The sequence below is a fragment of the Lactobacillus melliventris genome (genome assembly GCF_013346935.1).
GTDB lineage: Bacteria > Bacillota > Bacilli > Lactobacillales > Lactobacillaceae > Lactobacillus.
The window spans coordinates 24,643-42,943 of sequence record NZ_JAAEEB010000006.1; the positions used below are offsets into that span (position 1 = coordinate 24,643).

17 protein-coding genes and 3 tRNA genes are annotated in these 18,301 nt (G+C 35.2%); 2 read left to right on the plus strand and 18 right to left on the minus strand.

What is annotated here, in order from left to right; all coding sequences use genetic code 11:
* Positions 1–65 precede the first annotated feature (65 nt).
* Complete coding sequence (tagD, locus tag GYV61_RS06400; RefSeq protein ID WP_174795219.1) at positions 66–452, plus strand: glycerol-3-phosphate cytidylyltransferase; 387 nt, start codon at positions 66–68, stop codon at positions 450–452.
* A gap of 41 nt (positions 453–493) precedes the next feature.
* On the opposite strand, the gene GYV61_RS06405 is transcribed toward tagD, so the two are convergent.
* The 17 genes from GYV61_RS06405 to pfkB all read right to left on the minus strand — a co-directional run bounded on the left by GYV61_RS06405 (position 494) and on the right by pfkB (position 16,336).
* Complete coding sequence (locus tag GYV61_RS06405; protein ID WP_110445677.1) at positions 494–1,192, minus strand: GntR family transcriptional regulator; 699 nt, start codon at positions 1,190–1,192, stop codon at positions 494–496.
* A gap of 84 nt (positions 1,193–1,276) precedes the next feature.
* Entirely contained in the window at positions 1,277–2,389 is a 1,113-nt protein-coding gene (locus GYV61_RS06410) for a hypothetical protein (RefSeq protein WP_174795220.1), read from the minus strand.
* Between the two features lie 372 nt (positions 2,390–2,761).
* A tRNA-Gln gene (locus GYV61_RS06415) sits at positions 2,762–2,833 on the minus strand.
* 7 nt (positions 2,834–2,840) lie between these two features.
* Positions 2,841–2,922, minus strand: a tRNA-Tyr gene (locus GYV61_RS06420).
* Between the two features lie 62 nt (positions 2,923–2,984).
* Positions 2,985–4,166: an aminotransferase class I/II-fold pyridoxal phosphate-dependent enzyme gene (locus tag GYV61_RS06425; protein WP_110445675.1), complete on the minus strand. Its 1,182-nt coding sequence runs from the start codon at positions 4,164–4,166 to the stop codon at positions 2,985–2,987.
* A gap of 154 nt (positions 4,167–4,320) precedes the next feature.
* The gene (locus GYV61_RS06430) at positions 4,321–5,031 is read right to left on the minus strand and encodes a glycerophosphodiester phosphodiesterase family protein (RefSeq protein WP_174795221.1); all 711 of its coding nucleotides are present in this window, start codon (positions 5,029–5,031) and stop codon (positions 4,321–4,323) included.
* A 195-nt stretch (positions 5,032–5,226) separates the two neighbouring features.
* Positions 5,227–5,298, minus strand: a tRNA-Gln gene (locus GYV61_RS06435).
* Between the two features lie 90 nt (positions 5,299–5,388).
* Positions 5,389–5,904: a GNAT family N-acetyltransferase gene (locus tag GYV61_RS06440; RefSeq protein ID WP_174795222.1), complete on the minus strand. Its 516-nt coding sequence runs from the start codon at positions 5,902–5,904 to the stop codon at positions 5,389–5,391.
* A gap of 71 nt (positions 5,905–5,975) precedes the next feature.
* A complete protein-coding gene (locus tag GYV61_RS06445) occupies positions 5,976–7,034 on the minus strand; it encodes an SEC10/PgrA surface exclusion domain-containing protein (protein ID WP_046324437.1) in 1,059 nt (352 codons plus the stop codon).
* 133 nt (positions 7,035–7,167) lie between these two features.
* The gene (locus tag GYV61_RS06450; protein WP_174795223.1) at positions 7,168–7,872 is read right to left on the minus strand and encodes a GntR family transcriptional regulator; all 705 of its coding nucleotides are present in this window, start codon (positions 7,870–7,872) and stop codon (positions 7,168–7,170) included.
* A gap of 575 nt (positions 7,873–8,447) precedes the next feature.
* Complete coding sequence (locus GYV61_RS06455; protein WP_174795224.1) at positions 8,448–9,425, minus strand: SIS domain-containing protein; 978 nt, start codon at positions 9,423–9,425, stop codon at positions 8,448–8,450.
* A 34-nt stretch (positions 9,426–9,459) separates the two neighbouring features.
* Positions 9,460–10,290, minus strand: coding sequence for a PTS system mannose/fructose/sorbose family transporter subunit IID (locus GYV61_RS06460; protein ID WP_174795225.1), 831 nt, complete (start codon positions 10,288–10,290; stop codon positions 9,460–9,462).
* A gap of 12 nt (positions 10,291–10,302) precedes the next feature.
* Entirely contained in the window at positions 10,303–11,097 is a 795-nt protein-coding gene (locus GYV61_RS06465; protein ID WP_174795226.1) for a PTS mannose/fructose/sorbose/N-acetylgalactosamine transporter subunit IIC, read from the minus strand.
* A 16-nt stretch (positions 11,098–11,113) separates the two neighbouring features.
* Positions 11,114–11,584, minus strand: coding sequence for a PTS sugar transporter subunit IIB (locus GYV61_RS06470; RefSeq protein ID WP_174795227.1), 471 nt, complete (start codon positions 11,582–11,584; stop codon positions 11,114–11,116).
* 384 nt (positions 11,585–11,968) lie between these two features.
* On the minus strand, positions 11,969–12,637 hold the full coding sequence (gene apf / locus GYV61_RS06475; protein WP_046324421.1) for an aggregation-promoting factor: 669 nt from the start codon (positions 12,635–12,637) through the stop codon (positions 11,969–11,971).
* A gap of 848 nt (positions 12,638–13,485) precedes the next feature.
* Positions 13,486–15,405, minus strand: a complete 1,920-nt coding sequence (locus tag GYV61_RS06480) for a fructose-specific PTS transporter subunit EIIC (protein ID WP_174795228.1) — start codon at positions 15,403–15,405, stop codon at positions 13,486–13,488.
* Between the two features lies 1 nt (position 15,406).
* Positions 15,407–16,336 carry a 1-phosphofructokinase gene (pfkB, locus tag GYV61_RS06485; RefSeq protein WP_174795229.1) on the minus strand — a complete coding sequence of 310 codons (930 nt, stop codon included), beginning with the start codon at positions 16,334–16,336 and terminating at the stop codon, positions 15,407–15,409.
* A gap of 123 nt (positions 16,337–16,459) precedes the next feature.
* Here pfkB and GYV61_RS06490 point away from each other — a divergent pair, with 123 nt between their 5' ends.
* Entirely contained in the window at positions 16,460–17,221 is a 762-nt protein-coding gene (locus GYV61_RS06490; protein ID WP_122025721.1) for a MurR/RpiR family transcriptional regulator, read from the plus strand.
* Between the two features lie 57 nt (positions 17,222–17,278).
* Here the strand turns inward: GYV61_RS06490 and GYV61_RS06495 are convergent, their stop codons facing one another.
* Positions 17,279–18,274, minus strand: a complete 996-nt coding sequence (locus GYV61_RS06495) for a tagatose 1,6-diphosphate aldolase (RefSeq protein ID WP_122025720.1) — start codon at positions 18,272–18,274, stop codon at positions 17,279–17,281.
* Positions 18,275–18,301 lie beyond the last annotated feature (27 nt).

Genomic DNA, 18,301 nt, shown 5'->3' on the forward strand with positions numbered 1-18,301 from the left:
TACGCTTTACCTTTTCTATAAATATGATACTATTAACTCGTCAAAATGATAGGAGTACGGGAACTATGAAAAAAATAATTACTTATGGCACATTTGATTTATTGCATTACGGTCATGTTCGTTTACTAAAAAGGGCTCGTGAACTAGGCGATTACCTCATTGTTGGATTGTCTACTGATGAATTTAACCAGTTGCAAAAGCACAAGGAGTCCTATAACAATTACGCCGAACGTAAATATATTCTTGAAGCAATCCGCTACGTAGACCAAGTTATCCCGGAAAAAGGGTGGGAACAAAAAGTTAGCGACATCCAAAAATATGATATTGATACTTTTGTTATGGGTAATGACTGGCAAGGCAAGTTTGACTTTTTAAAGCCCTACTGCCAAGTAGTTTATTTGCCACGCACACCAGGAATTTCTACCACTAAAATCAAAGATGATTTAAAATAAAAAAGCTCTGAACTAACTAAACACAGTTAATTCGGAGTTTTTTATTTGGCAAAGGTAAATTCAAAGCGATCCGCAACATAGTTTGCCCTTGTATATTCAAATGGCATGCCATTTGATAATTCAGTTACCTGCAAGCGCGTGATCAACGCCTCACCTTTTTTGGCATCAAGAAGTCTTGCTGAGTTTTCATTTGCAACGGCTGCAGAAATATATTCTGTTACACGTCCTACTTTATAACCATTTTTTTCCAAAGTTTGGTATAAATGTGAAGAAATATCAGCTTTCGACATATTTTTAACCAGGCTTTGTGGAATAGAAACGACTTCATAACAAATTGGAACATCATCCGCATAACGAATACGTTCCATCCGTAGAACTTCCTGCTTATCATCCAGATTAAGACGCTCCATCTCCGATAAGGAAGGCTTACCAAAGCGATAGGATATTAGCTTACTAGAAGGTGTTTGACCATTTGCATGAGTTATATCAGTAAAAGACATAACACCCGACATTTTTTCCTGCACTTTTTGATTGGCAACATAAGTACCACTACCAACCCGCTGCTCTAAAATGCCTTCATCTTCTAAAGTTTTAATTGCTTGACGCAAAGTCATCCGCGAGACGCCAAATTTTTGAGCTAATTGTCTTTCCGCTGGAATTTTACTACCAACTTTATAGTCATGATTTTCAATTTCACGTTTGATTTGATTATGAATTTTGATGTACATTGGTTCTTCCATAAATATACCCCCATTACACATCTTATATAATCTAAATTGGTCTACTTCGTATGATATGTTACAAATTATAATAAAGCAAGCTATTTATTTTTTAGTGGTCCATTTCATGCCCCATAAACGGAATTCTGCATTTTGTCCGCACTCCACCATAATAGAATCATCACTTGTTGCGATGACACTAGCATGCAAATGAGCCTGATTTTCGACAGCTAAAGTAGCACCGTTAGAATTGAAAATCAGATCATGGCCCTCAAATTCAGCTTGATCACTAAGAACTAAGAAATACTCATATTCATTTCCGCCATTAAAAGTTGCCCGTCTAGAATTACAATTAACTTTATTTTGAAAATCAGCATGATTAACGATAACGGAATTATTCAGGGTGATTTGGGCTTCTCCTGTAGCAATCAAGCGGTCAATTCTACTATTTTGGATAATCACATGCGGCTCTTTTTCAAAATAAATACCGCCTTTAAACTCACTGCCAATAATATTAATCCAAGTTTTATCCGTAATGAACATTGCCGTGTCTTCTTGTGACAAAAGCATACTGTTAAGCATGTTTAGCCAAGCTTGCCCCTGAATAAGAAGTGCATTCACAACAGTATTATTAATATCTAATTCCACATTTGACTTGCTAAAAGTATCAATACTGCCATGAATACGTGAATTATTAATAACAGCGGTGCCATGCCCTTCAAGTGCTAGAGCACCAATGTCTTTCACAGTATTTTTAATAGTCGAGTCATTCATCTCTAAGCGAAAATTCGAATCAGCAAATAATGACACAGAACCATTCATAACCACTGTTGAGAATAATTCCAAGGTGACTTTGCCATTGGCAGCAATAACCGCTGTATCACCACCAAAGCCTTTGACGATACAGTTGCGCAATGACAAAAAAGTATTAGCTTCGGCCGGAACGAACAAACTATTCGCATCAGTTACCGTGTTGATGCACAAATTCTCTAAATTAACAAACTGGCTGCCGGCATCAATATTGATAAAGCCTAATATTGTTGTGTCTTCTGGAAGATTACCTGTCCCCTTAATAGTAATATCAGATAAGAAAATTCCTGCGGGTAACTCATAAAATCCCGGCTCCAAAAGCAAAACATCATCTGCACGTAAATCATTTAAGGCATTGTGCCAGCTAATTTCTTTACCTCTAGCACCAACGCGCACAAGTCTTGACATATATTTCCCTTCTTAATAAAAGTTAGCTCTTACTATTGTACTATCATTGAAATGAAAATAGGTAAACTTTAACAACCAAATTCTTAAGATTTAAAAAATCATTTGCAATATTTTAAGATAAAACGCGGAATTTTCGTTAATTGTTTGAGGTCAAGATAAATACCAGTTTAAACAGTAAAAATTGAGGGGTAATTCATTTGGCTAGCACGAAGCTAGAGCTTTCACTGAAATTTATGGCAGTCAGCTTGCGTTATAGCTAACAGGGGCAAACAATTTCAGAAATAGAAGTCCCGTAACATTTATTGAAAACAGATATGCAAATAACAATTCTGAGCCGACAAAAAAGACGACTCACAAGAGCCGTCTTTTTTATTGGGTTAGCTGGATTCGAACCAGCGCATACTAGTACCAAAAACTAGTGCCTTACCGCTTGGCTATAACCCAATAATGATGGAGGAGGGTGGATTCGAACCGCCGAACTCAGAGAGAGCGGTTTTACAGACCGCCGCGTTTAGCCACTTCGCTACTCCTCCGTCACGCACGTTAATTATAATACCGAAAAACGTGCGCGATTGCAAGCAAAATTTGCCTAAAATTACTTCTTATTTTCTTTAACGAACTTTTCTAGTCGTTGAAGCCCCTTTTCAATTTGATCCATTGAAACAGCATAGGAGAATCTAATATAGCCTTCTCCGCCTTCACTAAAGCTGGAGCCGGCAGAAACAGCTACGTGTGCCTTGTCAACCAGCTCATAAATGAATTTATTATCATCTTGCTCAAAACCATCTGGTATTTTAGCAAAAATGTAGAATGCACCTTGGGGTTTAGCACATTCAAAACCTATTTTGGTCAATCCGGCATACAAAGTGTCTCGCCGTTTTTGGAATTCTTCTTTCATTGGCAAAGAATCATCCATGCCGTTTTTAAAAGCTTCTTCAGCTGCATCTTGCATAGGGGTTGGTTCAGTAGTCGTTATTGCTTGGTGAATTTTCGCAATTTGTTGCAAAATATCTTTTGGCGCACAGACAATACCAATCCGGTAACCGGTCATGGCCCATGACTTGGAAACGCCGTTCATTAAAATTACTTGGTCATGCAATGATTTTTCCATTGACGCATGAGGTTGGTCATAATTCAATTCACTATAGATTTCATCACATAGTGCAAAAATTGGTTTATCGCGAATAACATCCGCCAAAGCATCCAATTCATCTTGACTATACATTACCCCTGTTGGATTAGTAGGATAATTCAATACCAGCATGCGAACCCGGTCACCATATTTGTCAATTACCTTTTGCAATTTTGCAGGAGTCAACTTGAAACCATCATTTGATGTGTTTACTTTAACTATTTCAACGCCTTCATTAATTAAACCTGCATCACTCATATAAAGTGGGAACAATGGAGTAGGAACAACCATAATATCGCCAGGATTCAGAGTTGCCATAACTGAATCAAAAATTGACTCAGTAACACCATTTGTAACCAAAACCTCAGTTTCGGGATCATAATTTTGACCATATTTTTTACTTAAAAATTGACTTGCTGCTTTGCGCAAACCAATTGTTCCGTTTGAAGGAGCATAGTGAGAATGATTCTCATCAATTCCCCTTTTGGCTGCTTCCTTTACGTGATCCGGTGTATTAAAATCAGGCTCACCTAGAGTAAATTTCACAACATCCGGAATTTTACTGGCATAATCCGCAAATTTTAAAATTGGATTAGAAGGGGATTCAGCCAGACCTTTTCGTACATATTTAATTAAATCTGCCATATTTTCACCTAACTTTCTTTTTAGTTATAAAAATTATACCTTTTAAAAAATTATTTTTCTACAATATTTTTTTAATTTCAAACTAATCTAGCAAAAAAGGCCTGCTAACTAGACGAGTTAAGGCCTTTCTAAAAATATTGGTTTAGATATTCAGCTATCCTTTTCCCTGTATTTGATCTCGTAATTTAATCATTAACGGATAATTATTAGTAAAAATTCCCGCAACATGCTCTTGAAAATACTTCTTAGCTATTTGCGGATCATCAACTGTCCAAATTCGCTCGGTAACCGCTTCCCGCGTTGGGAGCAATTTACCTGGATGGATACCAGCAAAATGATTATCTTTGACCAGCTTAGCTGAATTAACTACTTCTTCATCCGTTAAGTAGCAATAAATTTGATTAGGATCAATTTCTTGACAGTTCTTCAGAGTGACATAGTCAAAGGATGAATAAATAATAGGATACATAAAATGATATAGATAAGCCAAACTTAAAACGGTTTTTTCAATACCATGATAGTGAATGATTCCGGTTTTAAATTCCAAATTTATTTGAATATCTTTATTTTCAAGAAGTTCAAATAATTCCTGCAAAGTGGGTACGGGTTCACCGTTTGATAAATGTAATTTTCTCAGCCTTTTAAGGGTGAAGTCCTTGATATAACCGGTGCCATCTGTTGTACGGTCAACTTTTTCATCATGCATAACTACAGGGACACCATCTTGGGTCAAGTGAACATCAAATTCAACGCCTTCAGCACCATTTGCAACAGCATTACGAAAGCCTTCCATAGAATTCTCTGCAAATTTAGCAGGATAGCCTCTATGTCCAAATACTATTGTCTTACTTTTACCGTTATTCATATTTTTGTATTAGTTAAACCTCATCAAAAAGATAAACATTACAAACAAAACATAATGAGTATAATAAACCCATTTAGCTATTTTTTAAATATGAAAGACTAAAAAAGTAAAGAAATTTTGCAATGCATTTTGGGCAAAAAAAGACAGGTCCTTTACAGACCTGCCATTTTTCGGGTTGGGTGTTCGTAAGAACAATTGGGTTAGCTGGATTCGAACCAGCGCATACTAGTACCAAAAACTAGTGCCTTACCGCTTGGCTATAACCCAATACCATTTGAGCTTTTACTTGATTGCTCAACAGTAAATAGTATAGGAAATTGTGTCTTGCAAGTCAAGTACAAAATAACTTTTTTCCCGCTATAAATTTAATTCATAGGCGTTTCTAGCGCCATTTTCAGTTTGGTCAACCTGAACAATCCCCCGGTATTCAAAGCCTAAACCTTTAATTAAGCCCTGCATCCGCTTATTGACCGCGTGGGTATCAATCCGAAAATTACGAATGCCAAGCATGAGCCCGCGAGAGATTAAATTGGACATCATAAATTGGCTGAGGTGTTGCCCGCGAAATTTGGAACTAATGGCAATTCGGTGAATTGTTGCATATTGCTCCTTGTTATTAGACCAGGCTCCAGCTATTTCAGCATAGTTAGGATCCGGTGTTGTCAGCAAGACCGCGACACCTGCTATTTCCTTATTTGCTACGAGGCAGTATGCGCGCTTAAGATTTATATCTTCTGTCAGCATTTCACGACTGGGCGTGCCATTCTGCCATTGGGGATTACCGTCTTTTTTTAGCAACGCTTTTGCTTCATCAATAATGGTCATGATCTGATCAAGATCTTCTTTTTCAGCCATCCGAATATAAATTAACATTTTTCTTACCCTACTTAAAAATATATAGAAATAATTGTAAAACAAAAGCAGCCCAATTACTAGGCTGTTTTTTACGGTTTAAAACCTTTATTATACTTTTTACTGTTAACTACATAGGTGGGAACGCTAATAAAATGCAGAGAACAAACATTGTCATTATGGGAAATACTGAAGCCATAATAGTTGTAATCTCCATCGTGAAGCGACCCTTGTGTATTAAACAAATCTCCAGCATGCTCCCATTCTTGATAGTAGCTTCTGTTAGATCGTTCCTCTTCTCCACTGCCAACATAACCAAATATCATTTGTTTTAAGCCAAAATAAACGCTTTTCTTTAATTCGGTCATAGACATTGTCTGACTAATATTATAAAAGCCGGCCATATCTTCGACAAAATTATCATCAAGATTAAGGCCATTAGCATGGCAAGCACGAACAATACCCGGAACATAGTGACTATCTTTAATAGTCTTATTATTCTTACTATATTCCAAGGCAATATCAGCTGCTAACTTACCGGTTCCATTACTTTCAACCCAAGGTGACAAATTTAGGTCACTCCTAGCTTCATTAATAAGACGAAGTGAAAAAGCAGTTAGATCGCTAATTTGCTTAGGTGTAAGCTGATTTAAGTCAACTTGAGTCAAATCATCAGCTTTACTTTCAGACACTTTAAGGCGGCTGAAATCATTAGCTTTCATCCCTCGCATTGAAGCATTGACAAAATTCTTAGTAGGTTTGCCTTGATAAGCGAGCAGCAATTCGCTTTTAGTGTAACCTTTTGGTAATTTCATTTTTGCCTGAGTATATACTCTGGGGAAACTTTTCTTAACGACTTTAACATCCTTAGCTAAAATCCAATGAGAATTGTTACCGATTTTATAAGCAGGTCTTTTTTTCTTACCAATTTTTTTCTTCGCACTATATGGATAGCTATATTTAGCTTTTGCATAAAAATTAGAATGCTTTCCAGATATTTTATATAGGCGAACTTTCTTCTTCTTTTTAACTTTAACATAGCCCTTAATAGTGGCTGCTGCTACTTGTTCAGTCCCGCCTAGAGTTAATCCTGGAATGGTAAATAAAAAAATAATATTAACTACGGCAATAGCAAATTTGCTTTTCTTCATATTCTTCCTCGAGAGTTACTCTTAAATTGGCTCTTTATGGTACAAACTCAATTCTAAACTTATTATGAAAAATTGCCAATTAAATTATTTTTTCAATTAAGAAACAGTCTGTAATATTGTACAGAAACTCACTTTAAATATGGAATTCATACCTGTCCGAAACTGCGTAATGCCTTCCGGTATGAACAATTTTACCATTTTCATCTTCTACACAATTTTTAAGTAAAAGCAATGGATAGCCAACAGATTTTTTTAAAAATTTAGCTTCATCTACCGAGGCAGAAACCGCGCTAACTATCATATCCCTAGAGGATAATTTCAAAATATGATAGTTACTCTGTAATATTGTATATAAAGACTGGGTTAAATCAACTTTCTCCAAGCCTAAAAATCTAGGTACAGGAAAATAATTATATTCTAGCATAACGGGTTCATTATCTATTAAGTGTAGTCTTTCTATAAAGATGGAGTTCTTGCTTTTAAGTATGGATTCATATCTTATAGGTGTTTTAACTTCGGAAGCCTTAATTACTTGTACGCTATAATTAAAGCCCTCCTTTTTTGCCGTTTTAGAGAAACTTTCAATTGATGTTGTCCTGACCATTCTTTTTACTTTCTGTGGTCTCTGTACAAAAGTGCCTACCCCACGTACTTTTTTAACCAAGCCATCCTGAACTAGACCCTCAATGGCTCTTCTAAGAGTTACACGGCTAACATTAAACTTTTTACTTAACTCAAACTCATTTGGTAATTTACTATTAATCGGATACTCTCCGGATATAATTTTTTCTCTTATTTTCTCTGTTACTTGAGAATATAAAGAACTTGTTTTTGACAAAAAAAACTCCTAACTCATATAACATAAAAACATAAATAGATGTTCAATAAAACTAATAATTAAATTTTCGCTTTAAAATAGTCATACGACATGAATAAATATATAGATGATAAGCAAATATGGTCAGTAATATTAATTTAAAATTTTCATTAAATATCGTGAATAATTTTAAATAAATTATACTAAAATATACTTTATTTTTTCAAGACTAGATCATATCGGTTTTTAAAGGCATATACATTTTGGCTAATTTATATATGAAATAAGTCTGCAAAAAATACACAATTTACCAAACTTAAGATAAATTTAGAAATATTAATATAACTAACTTAATTCTAGCCATTTTTTGACCATAATAAAATGAAATAACCAAAATCATGCAAAAATAAGCATAGCATTAATTGAATTGAAAATTTGGTATTCGATCAAGATATTGAGAAAATTTTATCAATATCTATTACCACATAATTGTATCTAAAAAGGCATTGAGAAATAAAACTCAGTGCCTTTTTGATAGTATGAATAATGGTTTCTTCCAAGAATCTTTATAATATCTGCTTTTAAATTACGGTGATCTAATATGAAAGTTTCCACATATAGCGACGTTTAGTAAGTGGGTGCTTCCTTGCTTTTGCTAGCTCATTAGCATAACTACGCATTACACCAGTATGCAGCAATGGATTAAAGTAATCAATTACGTTTTTACTTGCAATACTGCTCAATCCGAAATCTTTTGCATCAATATTTGTAATCTTAGCATCAAATCTTTGTAAAAATGTTAAAGCCCTAGCATCAAGATGACGAGTACTACCATCATTCATGAATAGTAAATATGGTGTATCTTTTAAAGTCAGCTCGAATGGTCCATGGAAATATTCACCACTATGAATTGTTGGTGCTACAATCCATTGCATTTCCATAAATATGAATGAAGCTGTGGAATATGCTACTCCAAGAGAAGCACCACTACTTAGTACGAATATTTCCTTTTCATTTTTATATTTTTCAGCAAATTCTTTAGCAGCCGGCTCCACAAACTTAGTTGCATTATCAATTAGTCCCGAAATTCCATCAAAGGCTTCAACTGCCTCATCATAAAATTCATAACCTTCGAATTCATTCACTATTTCAATAGCTAAGGCTAAACAATAGGCCATTTTTTCTGTTTTGGCAGAACTACCCTCTTGAAAGCCATGAACCAGCTTATACTCAGTAGCTTGAATAATTGGTGAATCTGCGTGTACTGATAGACTAATAACATGAGCTCCGATTTCTTTAGCCTTTTTTGTAGCTGCAACTGATTCTGGAGTTGATCCACCTAAGGAGGCCGTGATCACAATTGTATTTTTGCCCAAGCCCTTCGGTGTATCATAGTTAAATTCATTAGCTGTATGAATCGAGGTCAATAATTTGGTGCTTTCATGAGAAATAAAATAGTATCCAGGATATAAGTCCGCCATTGAAGCACCACAGCCTACAAATAGTACACGGTCAACCATAGGCTGCTTCTTTTTTATGTCACTGATAATATCTCTAACTTTTTCAAAATCCATAAATAAAATACCTCTTTTTCTATTATTCTTTTTATTAATCAAATATGCCTAAAACATTAAGCAAAATGCCACCTATAATGGAGATGACCATAATCCAAACAGAGCTTACTTTCTTCTTAATTAGATACAGCATTCCTAAGGTAAATAACAAAGGTAGCATTTGTGGAAAGATTGAATCTAATGTTTTTTGTAAAACAAATGTTTTACCAAACTTAATCGGAGTTGTGATTCCAATCATTGTTGCAATCATTGCCCCTATAACCATTAACCCTATAACGTTCATCAAAGACATTATTCTATTGATCATACCGTTGCTAATTAACTTTTGAATGTTCTTCTTACCTTGTAAATATCCCCACTTGCCTCCCCAGTAAGTAATAATTACTGCTGGAATAAGAGAAATGATCATTGCTAAAATTGGTCCGAAAATATTTCCCTCTTGGGCAAGATTTATTCCTAATCCAAAAGCTATTATTTTCACTGTACCCTGAAAAAATGAATCCCCGATACCAGATAAAGGTCCCATTAGTGAAGTTTTCACTCCGTTAATCGAATCAGGATCAAAAGTATCTGGATTGGCTGCGTATTCTTCTTCCATAGCAGAAGATAGTCCTAAGACAAATGAGGTTAACTGAGGCGTGCAATTAAAAAATGCCATATGTCTGTGATAAGCATCTTTTTTCTTTTGCAATTTTTCCGGCGTATCAGGGTTCTTTCCGTAAATTTCATCAATTGTTGGTGCCATTCCATACATAAAACCCATGCTCATTTGTCTTTCATAATTCCATGAAGTTTGAATTGCCCATGATCTCCAAAAGAATTGCCAAAATTTACGCCTTAATTTCTGTTTGCTATTATCAGCCATTACTTTTACCTCCTACAATTCTTCTAAATCATCTAGACTATCGCTTTCAGTATTCTTTTCATCTTTTGATGTTTTTTTACCTCTGAACATTAATTTATTCAGAATAATAGCTAATAAAGTTGCAAAAATTGCAACAGCTACAACTGATAATTTACCGTATGCTGCAATAAAAAATCCGATGAAAAGGTAAACAGCGTTTTTCTTATCAATCATAGTCGACATAAGTAAAGCAAACCCATATGCAGGTAAAATCTTGCTTGCAAGAGTCAGCCCATTAGTTAACCAAGCGGGTATCATTTTTACAATATTAGTAACTACTCCTGTTCCCATATAAATAGCTAAAAAGATTGGTATAAAATATACTAATCCATAAATTATGGGGCCATAAACTATATGATAATTACGCGCCTTTTTAAATTTGCCAGCATCTATCGCTTTTTCAACTAACTGGTTAAAAGATGAAAGCAACATTCTAACAAGTATAGCTACAATCTGACCTAAAACTGCTACTGGCAGTGCTACAGTTAGTGCAGCTTGAGCCGAAGTATGTGAAAGAATAGCGAATGCACAAGCGACTATCGATCCTAAAGTCATATCTGGTGGAACTGCGGCACCAACAGCCACAATTCCTATTGATACTAGTTCAAGAGTAACCCCAACTAATAATCCCTTTGCAGGATCTCCTAATGCTAAACCGACAAGTGTACAAGTTATTAATGGCTCTTTAAAATTTTCATGTCCTAGCAATCGTGTATCATACATTGCTAGAACGCCAATTAATCCAACAATTAGTGCTTTCCCGAACATTTTATTTCCTTCTTCTTTAAATAATATTATTTAGAAACTCTTTTTTATCCGAAGGTACTGGTTGCATGGAAACTTTAATACCCTGATCACACAAATTTTTAGTTAATTCAATTTCTTTTGGTGTTAAATAAATTACATTAGAAAATCTTTTTGCATTGGGCTTAGATGGTATTAGTCCATAATTAATTTCTTCAACCTTGCCATAGTATTTTATAAATGAATTTAATTCTTCGACATTTTCGAACAAGAGCATGACATTTTCATCCAAGGATTTTATCTGGTCAAGCTTGTCAATTGCCATCTTTAAACTAAAAACATTTAGACGCACATTTTCTGGCTTAGCTAATTTTAAGGACATTTTTTTAAAATCATCTTTTGCAGTGTTAGTGTCAATTATAATCACTCGTTCTATATTTGCAGATTTTGTCCAAGAAAATATTACTTGTCCATGAAGCAAACGATGATCAACTCTAATTACTTTTATCATAATCTGTACTCCTTACATGATTTTCTTATTAACTCACTAACTGGTAGCTCTCCTTTCTTTTTTATTTTTAGACACTAAATTTATATCTTTTAATAAGCCTATAGCTTATTTACTTCTGAAAGGTGAAACTTTCCATAGCTAAATGACTCTTGTATTTTAAAAATTAATATTGATATCATTTTTGCTTTTAATATGAGCATCTCCCTTGTAAATTTTATTTACGCGTAAATTAATGTTGTATTAACATGTCTACCTCATATTAACACTCAATTGCATTTTATGTAAAGGCTTTCTTTAGAACGCATCAAAAAAGCAGATACTAGTGTTTTCTACTAGTATCTGCTTACTTTTATAAATATTCTGTTTTAACTTTAGACTAACTAATTAGTACCAACCATTAGCAAGCCAGAATTGTTTAGCTGCTGCCCATGAGCCGTAGCGACCAGCAACATAGTTGTCAGCAACACGCTCTTGATTAGCGGCTGAATAGTCGCCGTTAAGATATGCGGCAGAAAGTTGGTATTTACCAATGTACTGACCATTTTGCGCACTGTATGAGCCACCAGATTCACGACTGGCAATCCATGCCTTTGCTCCTGCTTCTGAGTCAGTTGAAGCAGTAGTGTAATTTATATTAGTAGCGTAAGTTGACTCAGTGTTATTTGCAACCGTACTGTTTTCAGTCTGACTGCTGGTTACCGCTGTATTTTGAGATTCATTTGCCGGATGATAGCCTTTATTGACGTATTTGGCCTTAACCCATTGGTTCTTGCCTAAGTCGTACCACTTGTGACCCTTTTTGTCATAAGCAGTCTTAATGACTTTCCAAGAAGAATTACTTGGTAAAATTTGACCAGTAGCCTTAGGGTGTTTATAACTGTTCCAAACATGAATTGAATTACCATCAACATAGTTAACAGTTACAACTGCTGCATCATTTTCAACGGTAGCTGCTTGAACGTCGCTAGTTGCAACGCTGCCTATAACTGCAACTCCAGAAGCAGATAATGCTGCTACTGCTGCTGATTTAACTAAAATAGATTTTACCTTCAAAAAAATTCTCTCCTTAAATAAAAATCCATAATATGTTTTTCAAATCAAAAATAGTAAACTAATAATCAATTTGATGTTATATATACTACAACTGTAAAATTGCAGAATGATAACAGGAATATCACTCAACCTTTAAGAATTAGTTACCATTTTTATGAAAAATGTCATAGTTGTAACACAAAGTTAACTGTTATTTAATTTGACAAACAGCCATAATAGCAAGGTAAAATGCAATGTTGTAAGTAGCAAGAACATGCGTTTGTTCACTTAGATTTAAGCGAGTATAGATTATTTTTGCAACATAAATGAAAAACAATAGCCAGTTTTGAATATTTTTGTTGCAAAAGTGCTATAGTTAATTTAATATTCAGCTGAAAGGAAAAGAAAAATGAGTAAATATGAAGTTAAATTAGATGAAAATGATTTACAGATGCTTGAGGATTGTCATTCAAAAAATCCTTCAATTATGAAGGCATTGAATGCAGCTAAAAAGATTGAAGATTAAAAGTTAATACGACTAGAAAGCAGATATGTCCTGCTCCCAAGTTTGAGGAATATTTTGGGACTAAATTGTCTATGCAAGATAAAATTGAACTTGTTAGTCATAGAAGATTTTCATTAGCTATATTTTGGCGGTATCACATTATCAAATCTATTCCAGCAGCAAGCACTTTTGTAAGATAGCGCAATTATAACTTTAAACAAAAAGAGACTGGGAAAAAACTCTAACCTAACTAAAAAGACCGACAAATCACGTCAATAAAACGTTGATTTGCCGGTCTTTTTAAATTGTGAAATTTTTTAATTTAACTTCAAAGAGCACTTTTTTCCAGACTCTTTTTAGTATATTAATTATTTTCAAACAAAGCCTGAATTTCTTCAGGAGTGTTGGCCTTTTTAAGGCTTGCAATAAAGTCTTCATGAGTCAACAATTTAGCAGTATTTGACAAGTATTGCAGATGAGCATTGCTATCAGTTTCTGGTATTAAAAAAGAAATAACTGTATCAATTTTCTTGCCATCTAAAGATTGCCAATCAATTGGCTCTTTGAGTTTTAAGACTATCATTGAAGACTTGGCAATTGCAGCTGACTGAGCATGGGGAATTGCAAAACCATCAGTCATACCAGTTGAGCCTTCTTTTTCACGTTTAAGATAGCTATCGTAAACCGCATCACTATCATTTGCTAATTGGTTTTTGACAGCAAAATCAGCCAGATATTTGAGTGCATCATTACGACTAGTAACAGCAACACCAACTTGAATGTTCCTTAATTCAAGAATATCACTGGGCTCAAAAGCTTCTGTATTAATTTCAGTATTTTGATTAGTTACATTGGCCTCGCTAGGTGCAACAGTAGTTTCTGCTGCTGCAGCCAGCTTATCTTTTTTATCAAATCTACCGGCAATTAAAGCTAACAGCGCTCCTGAAATAGCAGCTCCAATGAGAATCCACAATACCCATAAGAACGGTTTATTAACTAACGGTAAAACAATAAAGCCACCATGAGGAGCAGGTACACTAATTTTCGTTATATAAGTTAAAACTGATGCTACTGCAGAACCAACCATAAATGCCGGAATATTCCATAATGGGTGTTTAGCAGCAAAAGGAATCGCGCCTTCAGTAATATGAGTTGATCCCAGTAAAAAGTTGACATAGCCAGCAGCTCTTTCACTCTTTGAATATGCTTTGCGATTCATTAAGACCGCAAAGCCCGTAGCTAGAGGTGGAGCGATACAAGCCGCAGAAACACCAGCCATAAAGTAATAGTTTCCTTGTGCTAACAGCACGGTTCCCGTAACGTATGCCGCTTTATTAATTGGTCCACCAAAGTCTGCCGCACACATGATGCCAATTATGATACCTAACAGTGCAGGATTAGTATTTTCAAAACCTCTAAGCCAGGACATTAAACCAACGTTCAATGCTTTAATTGGGGTATTTAACAAATACATAATTGATCCCGTGATTAAAACCCCGAGAACAGGTAAAAGAAAGATTGATTTCAACCCTCTAAATTTATCATCTGGCAGTGGTTGAAATAGCTTCTGCAAGCCTAAAACAACGATCGCAGCTAAATAGCCACCAACGATGGCTCCCAAAAAGCCACCGCCACCGTTGAAGGTGATAAAACCCGCAGAAAGGCCTACTACAAAACCCGTTCTTTGAGCCAAAGCTTCAGCAATATAAGCTCCTAAAACTGGAGCCATTAAGTTCATAGTAGTACTGCCGACTGTATTTAGCATCGCAGCAAATTGATTGTATTCGCTACTTTTTGGATTTGCTGAATCAATTCCCCAGAAGAAGGAAATAGCCATTAGCACACCACCTGCAACGACAAATGGCAACATATGAGAGACGCCATTCATTAAAGAGGTATAAATTTTGTTGCCTAGCTTTTGATTTCCTACACTATCTTTATTTGAACTCTTGGCTGCCTGACCCTCTTTATAAATAGGAGCTGCCAACGCTTTTTTAATTAAAGCATCTGGCTCTTTAACACCCCTTGCTACCGGAACTACTACTAGACGTTTGCCTGCAAAACGATCTAAGCCAACATCAATATCAGAAGCAACTATCACTGCTTGAGCATCTGCAATTTCTGCACTAGTCAGATTATTTTCGATGCCGGTTTGACCGTGTGTTTCAATTTTAATGGTATAGCCAAGCTTTTCTGCGGCTTTTTCTAAAGCCTCTTCTGCCATAAATGTATGAGCGACACCGGTTGCACAACCAGTAGCACCCACCAAATCATATTTAGCCACTTTAATTCGTCCTTTCCGTTACTGAAATTTGTGGTAATAAATTATCTAAAGAAAAATCTGTTAGTCCTGTGCGACTAGCGGTATCGCTTCCCGCGGCAACAGCCATTTTAAGAGCAGCACTAATAGGTTTTTTCTTTTCCAAAAAGGCAATGAAGGTGCCAAGCATGGTATCTCCGGCACAAGCTGAATTAACCACTTGTATTTGCGGAGCATTGGCAAACAGGATATGCCGTTCATTTATAAAAGCAGCACCATCAGCACCTAGAGAAACTAAAACATTTTGACAACCCAATTTAATTAATTTCTGAGCCAATTCGACTGTTTTTGTGGCAGTCATCTCACCCTCATAATTGAAGAAGGCAGCGAGTTCATCATTATTAGGTTTAAGTAAAAACGGCCGATATTTTAAAGTATCAATTACTTCTAGGTAACTACTGTCAATCACAAATTTAGCCCCTTGTTTTTGGACTAATTGAGCCAGTTGCACTAAAAAGTTTGGTTTTATACCCCGAGAAAAGCTTCCGGAAACAACTACCATATCATCCTTAGTTACTGTGCTTTCAAGATAATCCAAAAATTGATCTTGTTTATCTGAACTTACTACTGGTCCGGGATTAACTTGTTTGTATTCTGTACCTTCGTCTAAAACATCCGTAAAGACATTAACTCTAGTAGGTTCTTTTACCTTTAAGAAATTAGTTTTAATACCCTTTGCTGTTAAACCAGAAATAACATAATCTAGTGTAAAGCCGCCACCAATACCAGTAGCTACACTATCAATGCCCAATTTCTTTAAAATGAACGAAACATTGACTCCCTTACCATTAGGTTGTAATTCAAATTTTTCAGTTCTATTAACTACCTTTGGTTCCAGCTTTTTAGTGACAATTACTAAATCAATTGCTGGATTCAACGTTACTGTATAAATCAAAGATTTCTCTCCCTTTTTTTGCCTTTTGTATTATTATTATAAAGACAAATATGTGTAACGTTTTTCTGAATTGATAGCGTTTACTATAATTAATAGAAAAATATTTACAAAAGGAGCACTTAAATGGCAACAAAAGAACTCTCAGCAGCAGAATTGCATCTTTGGAATATAGTCGAAAATAATCCCCAAAAGATTGCTAACATGTCGATAGTAAAGCTAAGTCAATTTGCCAACGTGTCAACGGCTACAATTGTGCGCACCATGCAAAAGATGGGTTATAGTGGTTACACCTCTTACCGTGAAACTTTGAAACTAAAAAGCAATTCAAATTCCACTTTCAGTGTTCTAAATGATGCTGATGATAAAATTAGAAGCGTCATTACTAAAAACGAAATTGAAATGAACAACACGCTGCACAATTTGAGCTACAGCACAATTGAAGACAGTATTTCATTGACCAAACAAGCTAAAATAGTTTTTATTTTTGCCCGTGGTTTGTCCGAATCAATTGCTCACGAAATGATGGTCAAATTACAATTAACCGAAAAATACTGCGAATTTCACTCAGATCCAAATATCATTAAAACAATTGCCAGCAAGATTAAGAAGGATTCGTTAGCAATTTTTATTACCCTAAACGGAGAAACTGAGGAACTAGTAACTGCAGCTAAAGCTTTAAATAAAAATGATGTTCCAATTTTGACATTTACTACTAACCCATCCGGCAGTATTTTGCCTTTCTCCACTTTAACTTTCATTGGCTACAAATCAAAAACTAACTATTTTCCTGAATATGAGGTTAGATCACGACTGCCACTGCAAATAATGACGCGCATCTTTTGTGACGCTTATTCGGTTAGATGTGATTTTTACAAGAGCAAATAAAAAGCCTTCTATACTTTAAATTAGTATAGAAAGCTTTTTTAAGTTTGAAAAATTCAGTTATTCAGCAACTTCCAGCTTATCACGCCAGGATTTTGCCCCTTTAAGAGCTTCATTTAAGTTTTCGATATTCTCTTTACCATGAGTAGATAACCATTTTCTACCTGCTTCTTCACTTTCAGCAGCGAACGGTTTAATGGCAGGTTTCCAAGTAGCACGACCACAAAGAACACCGTTAAAGTCAGCTCCAGCTTCTTCAGCCATTTTAATTTCAGCGATAAATTCTTCACTGGTTACACCAGCTGATAAGAAAATATAAGGCAAGTCAGTTATTTCAGACTGCTTTTTAAGCAGATTCTTGGCTTCTTCTTGAGTATAAACAACATTGTTGTCACCGTTAAAGCCTTCGACGAATTTAATGTTAAACGGAATTTCAACTTTAAGGACAGTTACACCATATTCAGGCTTTGAAAATTCTTTCATTGTCTGCAAAACTTTGTCAGCTTTAACCTTGGCAAATTCTTCGCTCTTGGCATCAGGAATGTTAGCATCATAAGTCAAAACCTCTAAGAATAATGGTAGTTCATTGGCCTTAGCTTCTGCACCAACTCTTTCAACAAAAGCTTGTTTTTTATCATTAATTTCTTCGCCCTCATCAGGATCATAATAAACTAAAAACTTAATGGCATCTCCGCCTTCATTTTTAATTCTTAATCCGGACTGATTAGCAATTAAATCAGGCATTCTTCCTGGTTCAGTCGTATCATAACCAGTTTTTTCATAAGAAAGTAATAATCCGCAATTTTTATCTCTAACTTTGGTAGCTGGTAAGCCATACTCTGGATCAGTCAAAATAGATGAAGCATATGGGGTCAGCTCACTAGATACTGCTTTTTTAAAATCAACGATAGTTGTTTCATCAGCAGGTTTGTTAGCAGCCTCTGCTAACATCTTTTTCAAAGAGCCACGTTGGTCAATTGCCAAAGCACTAATTATGCCATCAGTAGTTGACAAGTTTGCCATATGTTTGGCAACTGCTGCAGAAATTGTTTTCATTATATATCTCCTTTAACATTATCTTTA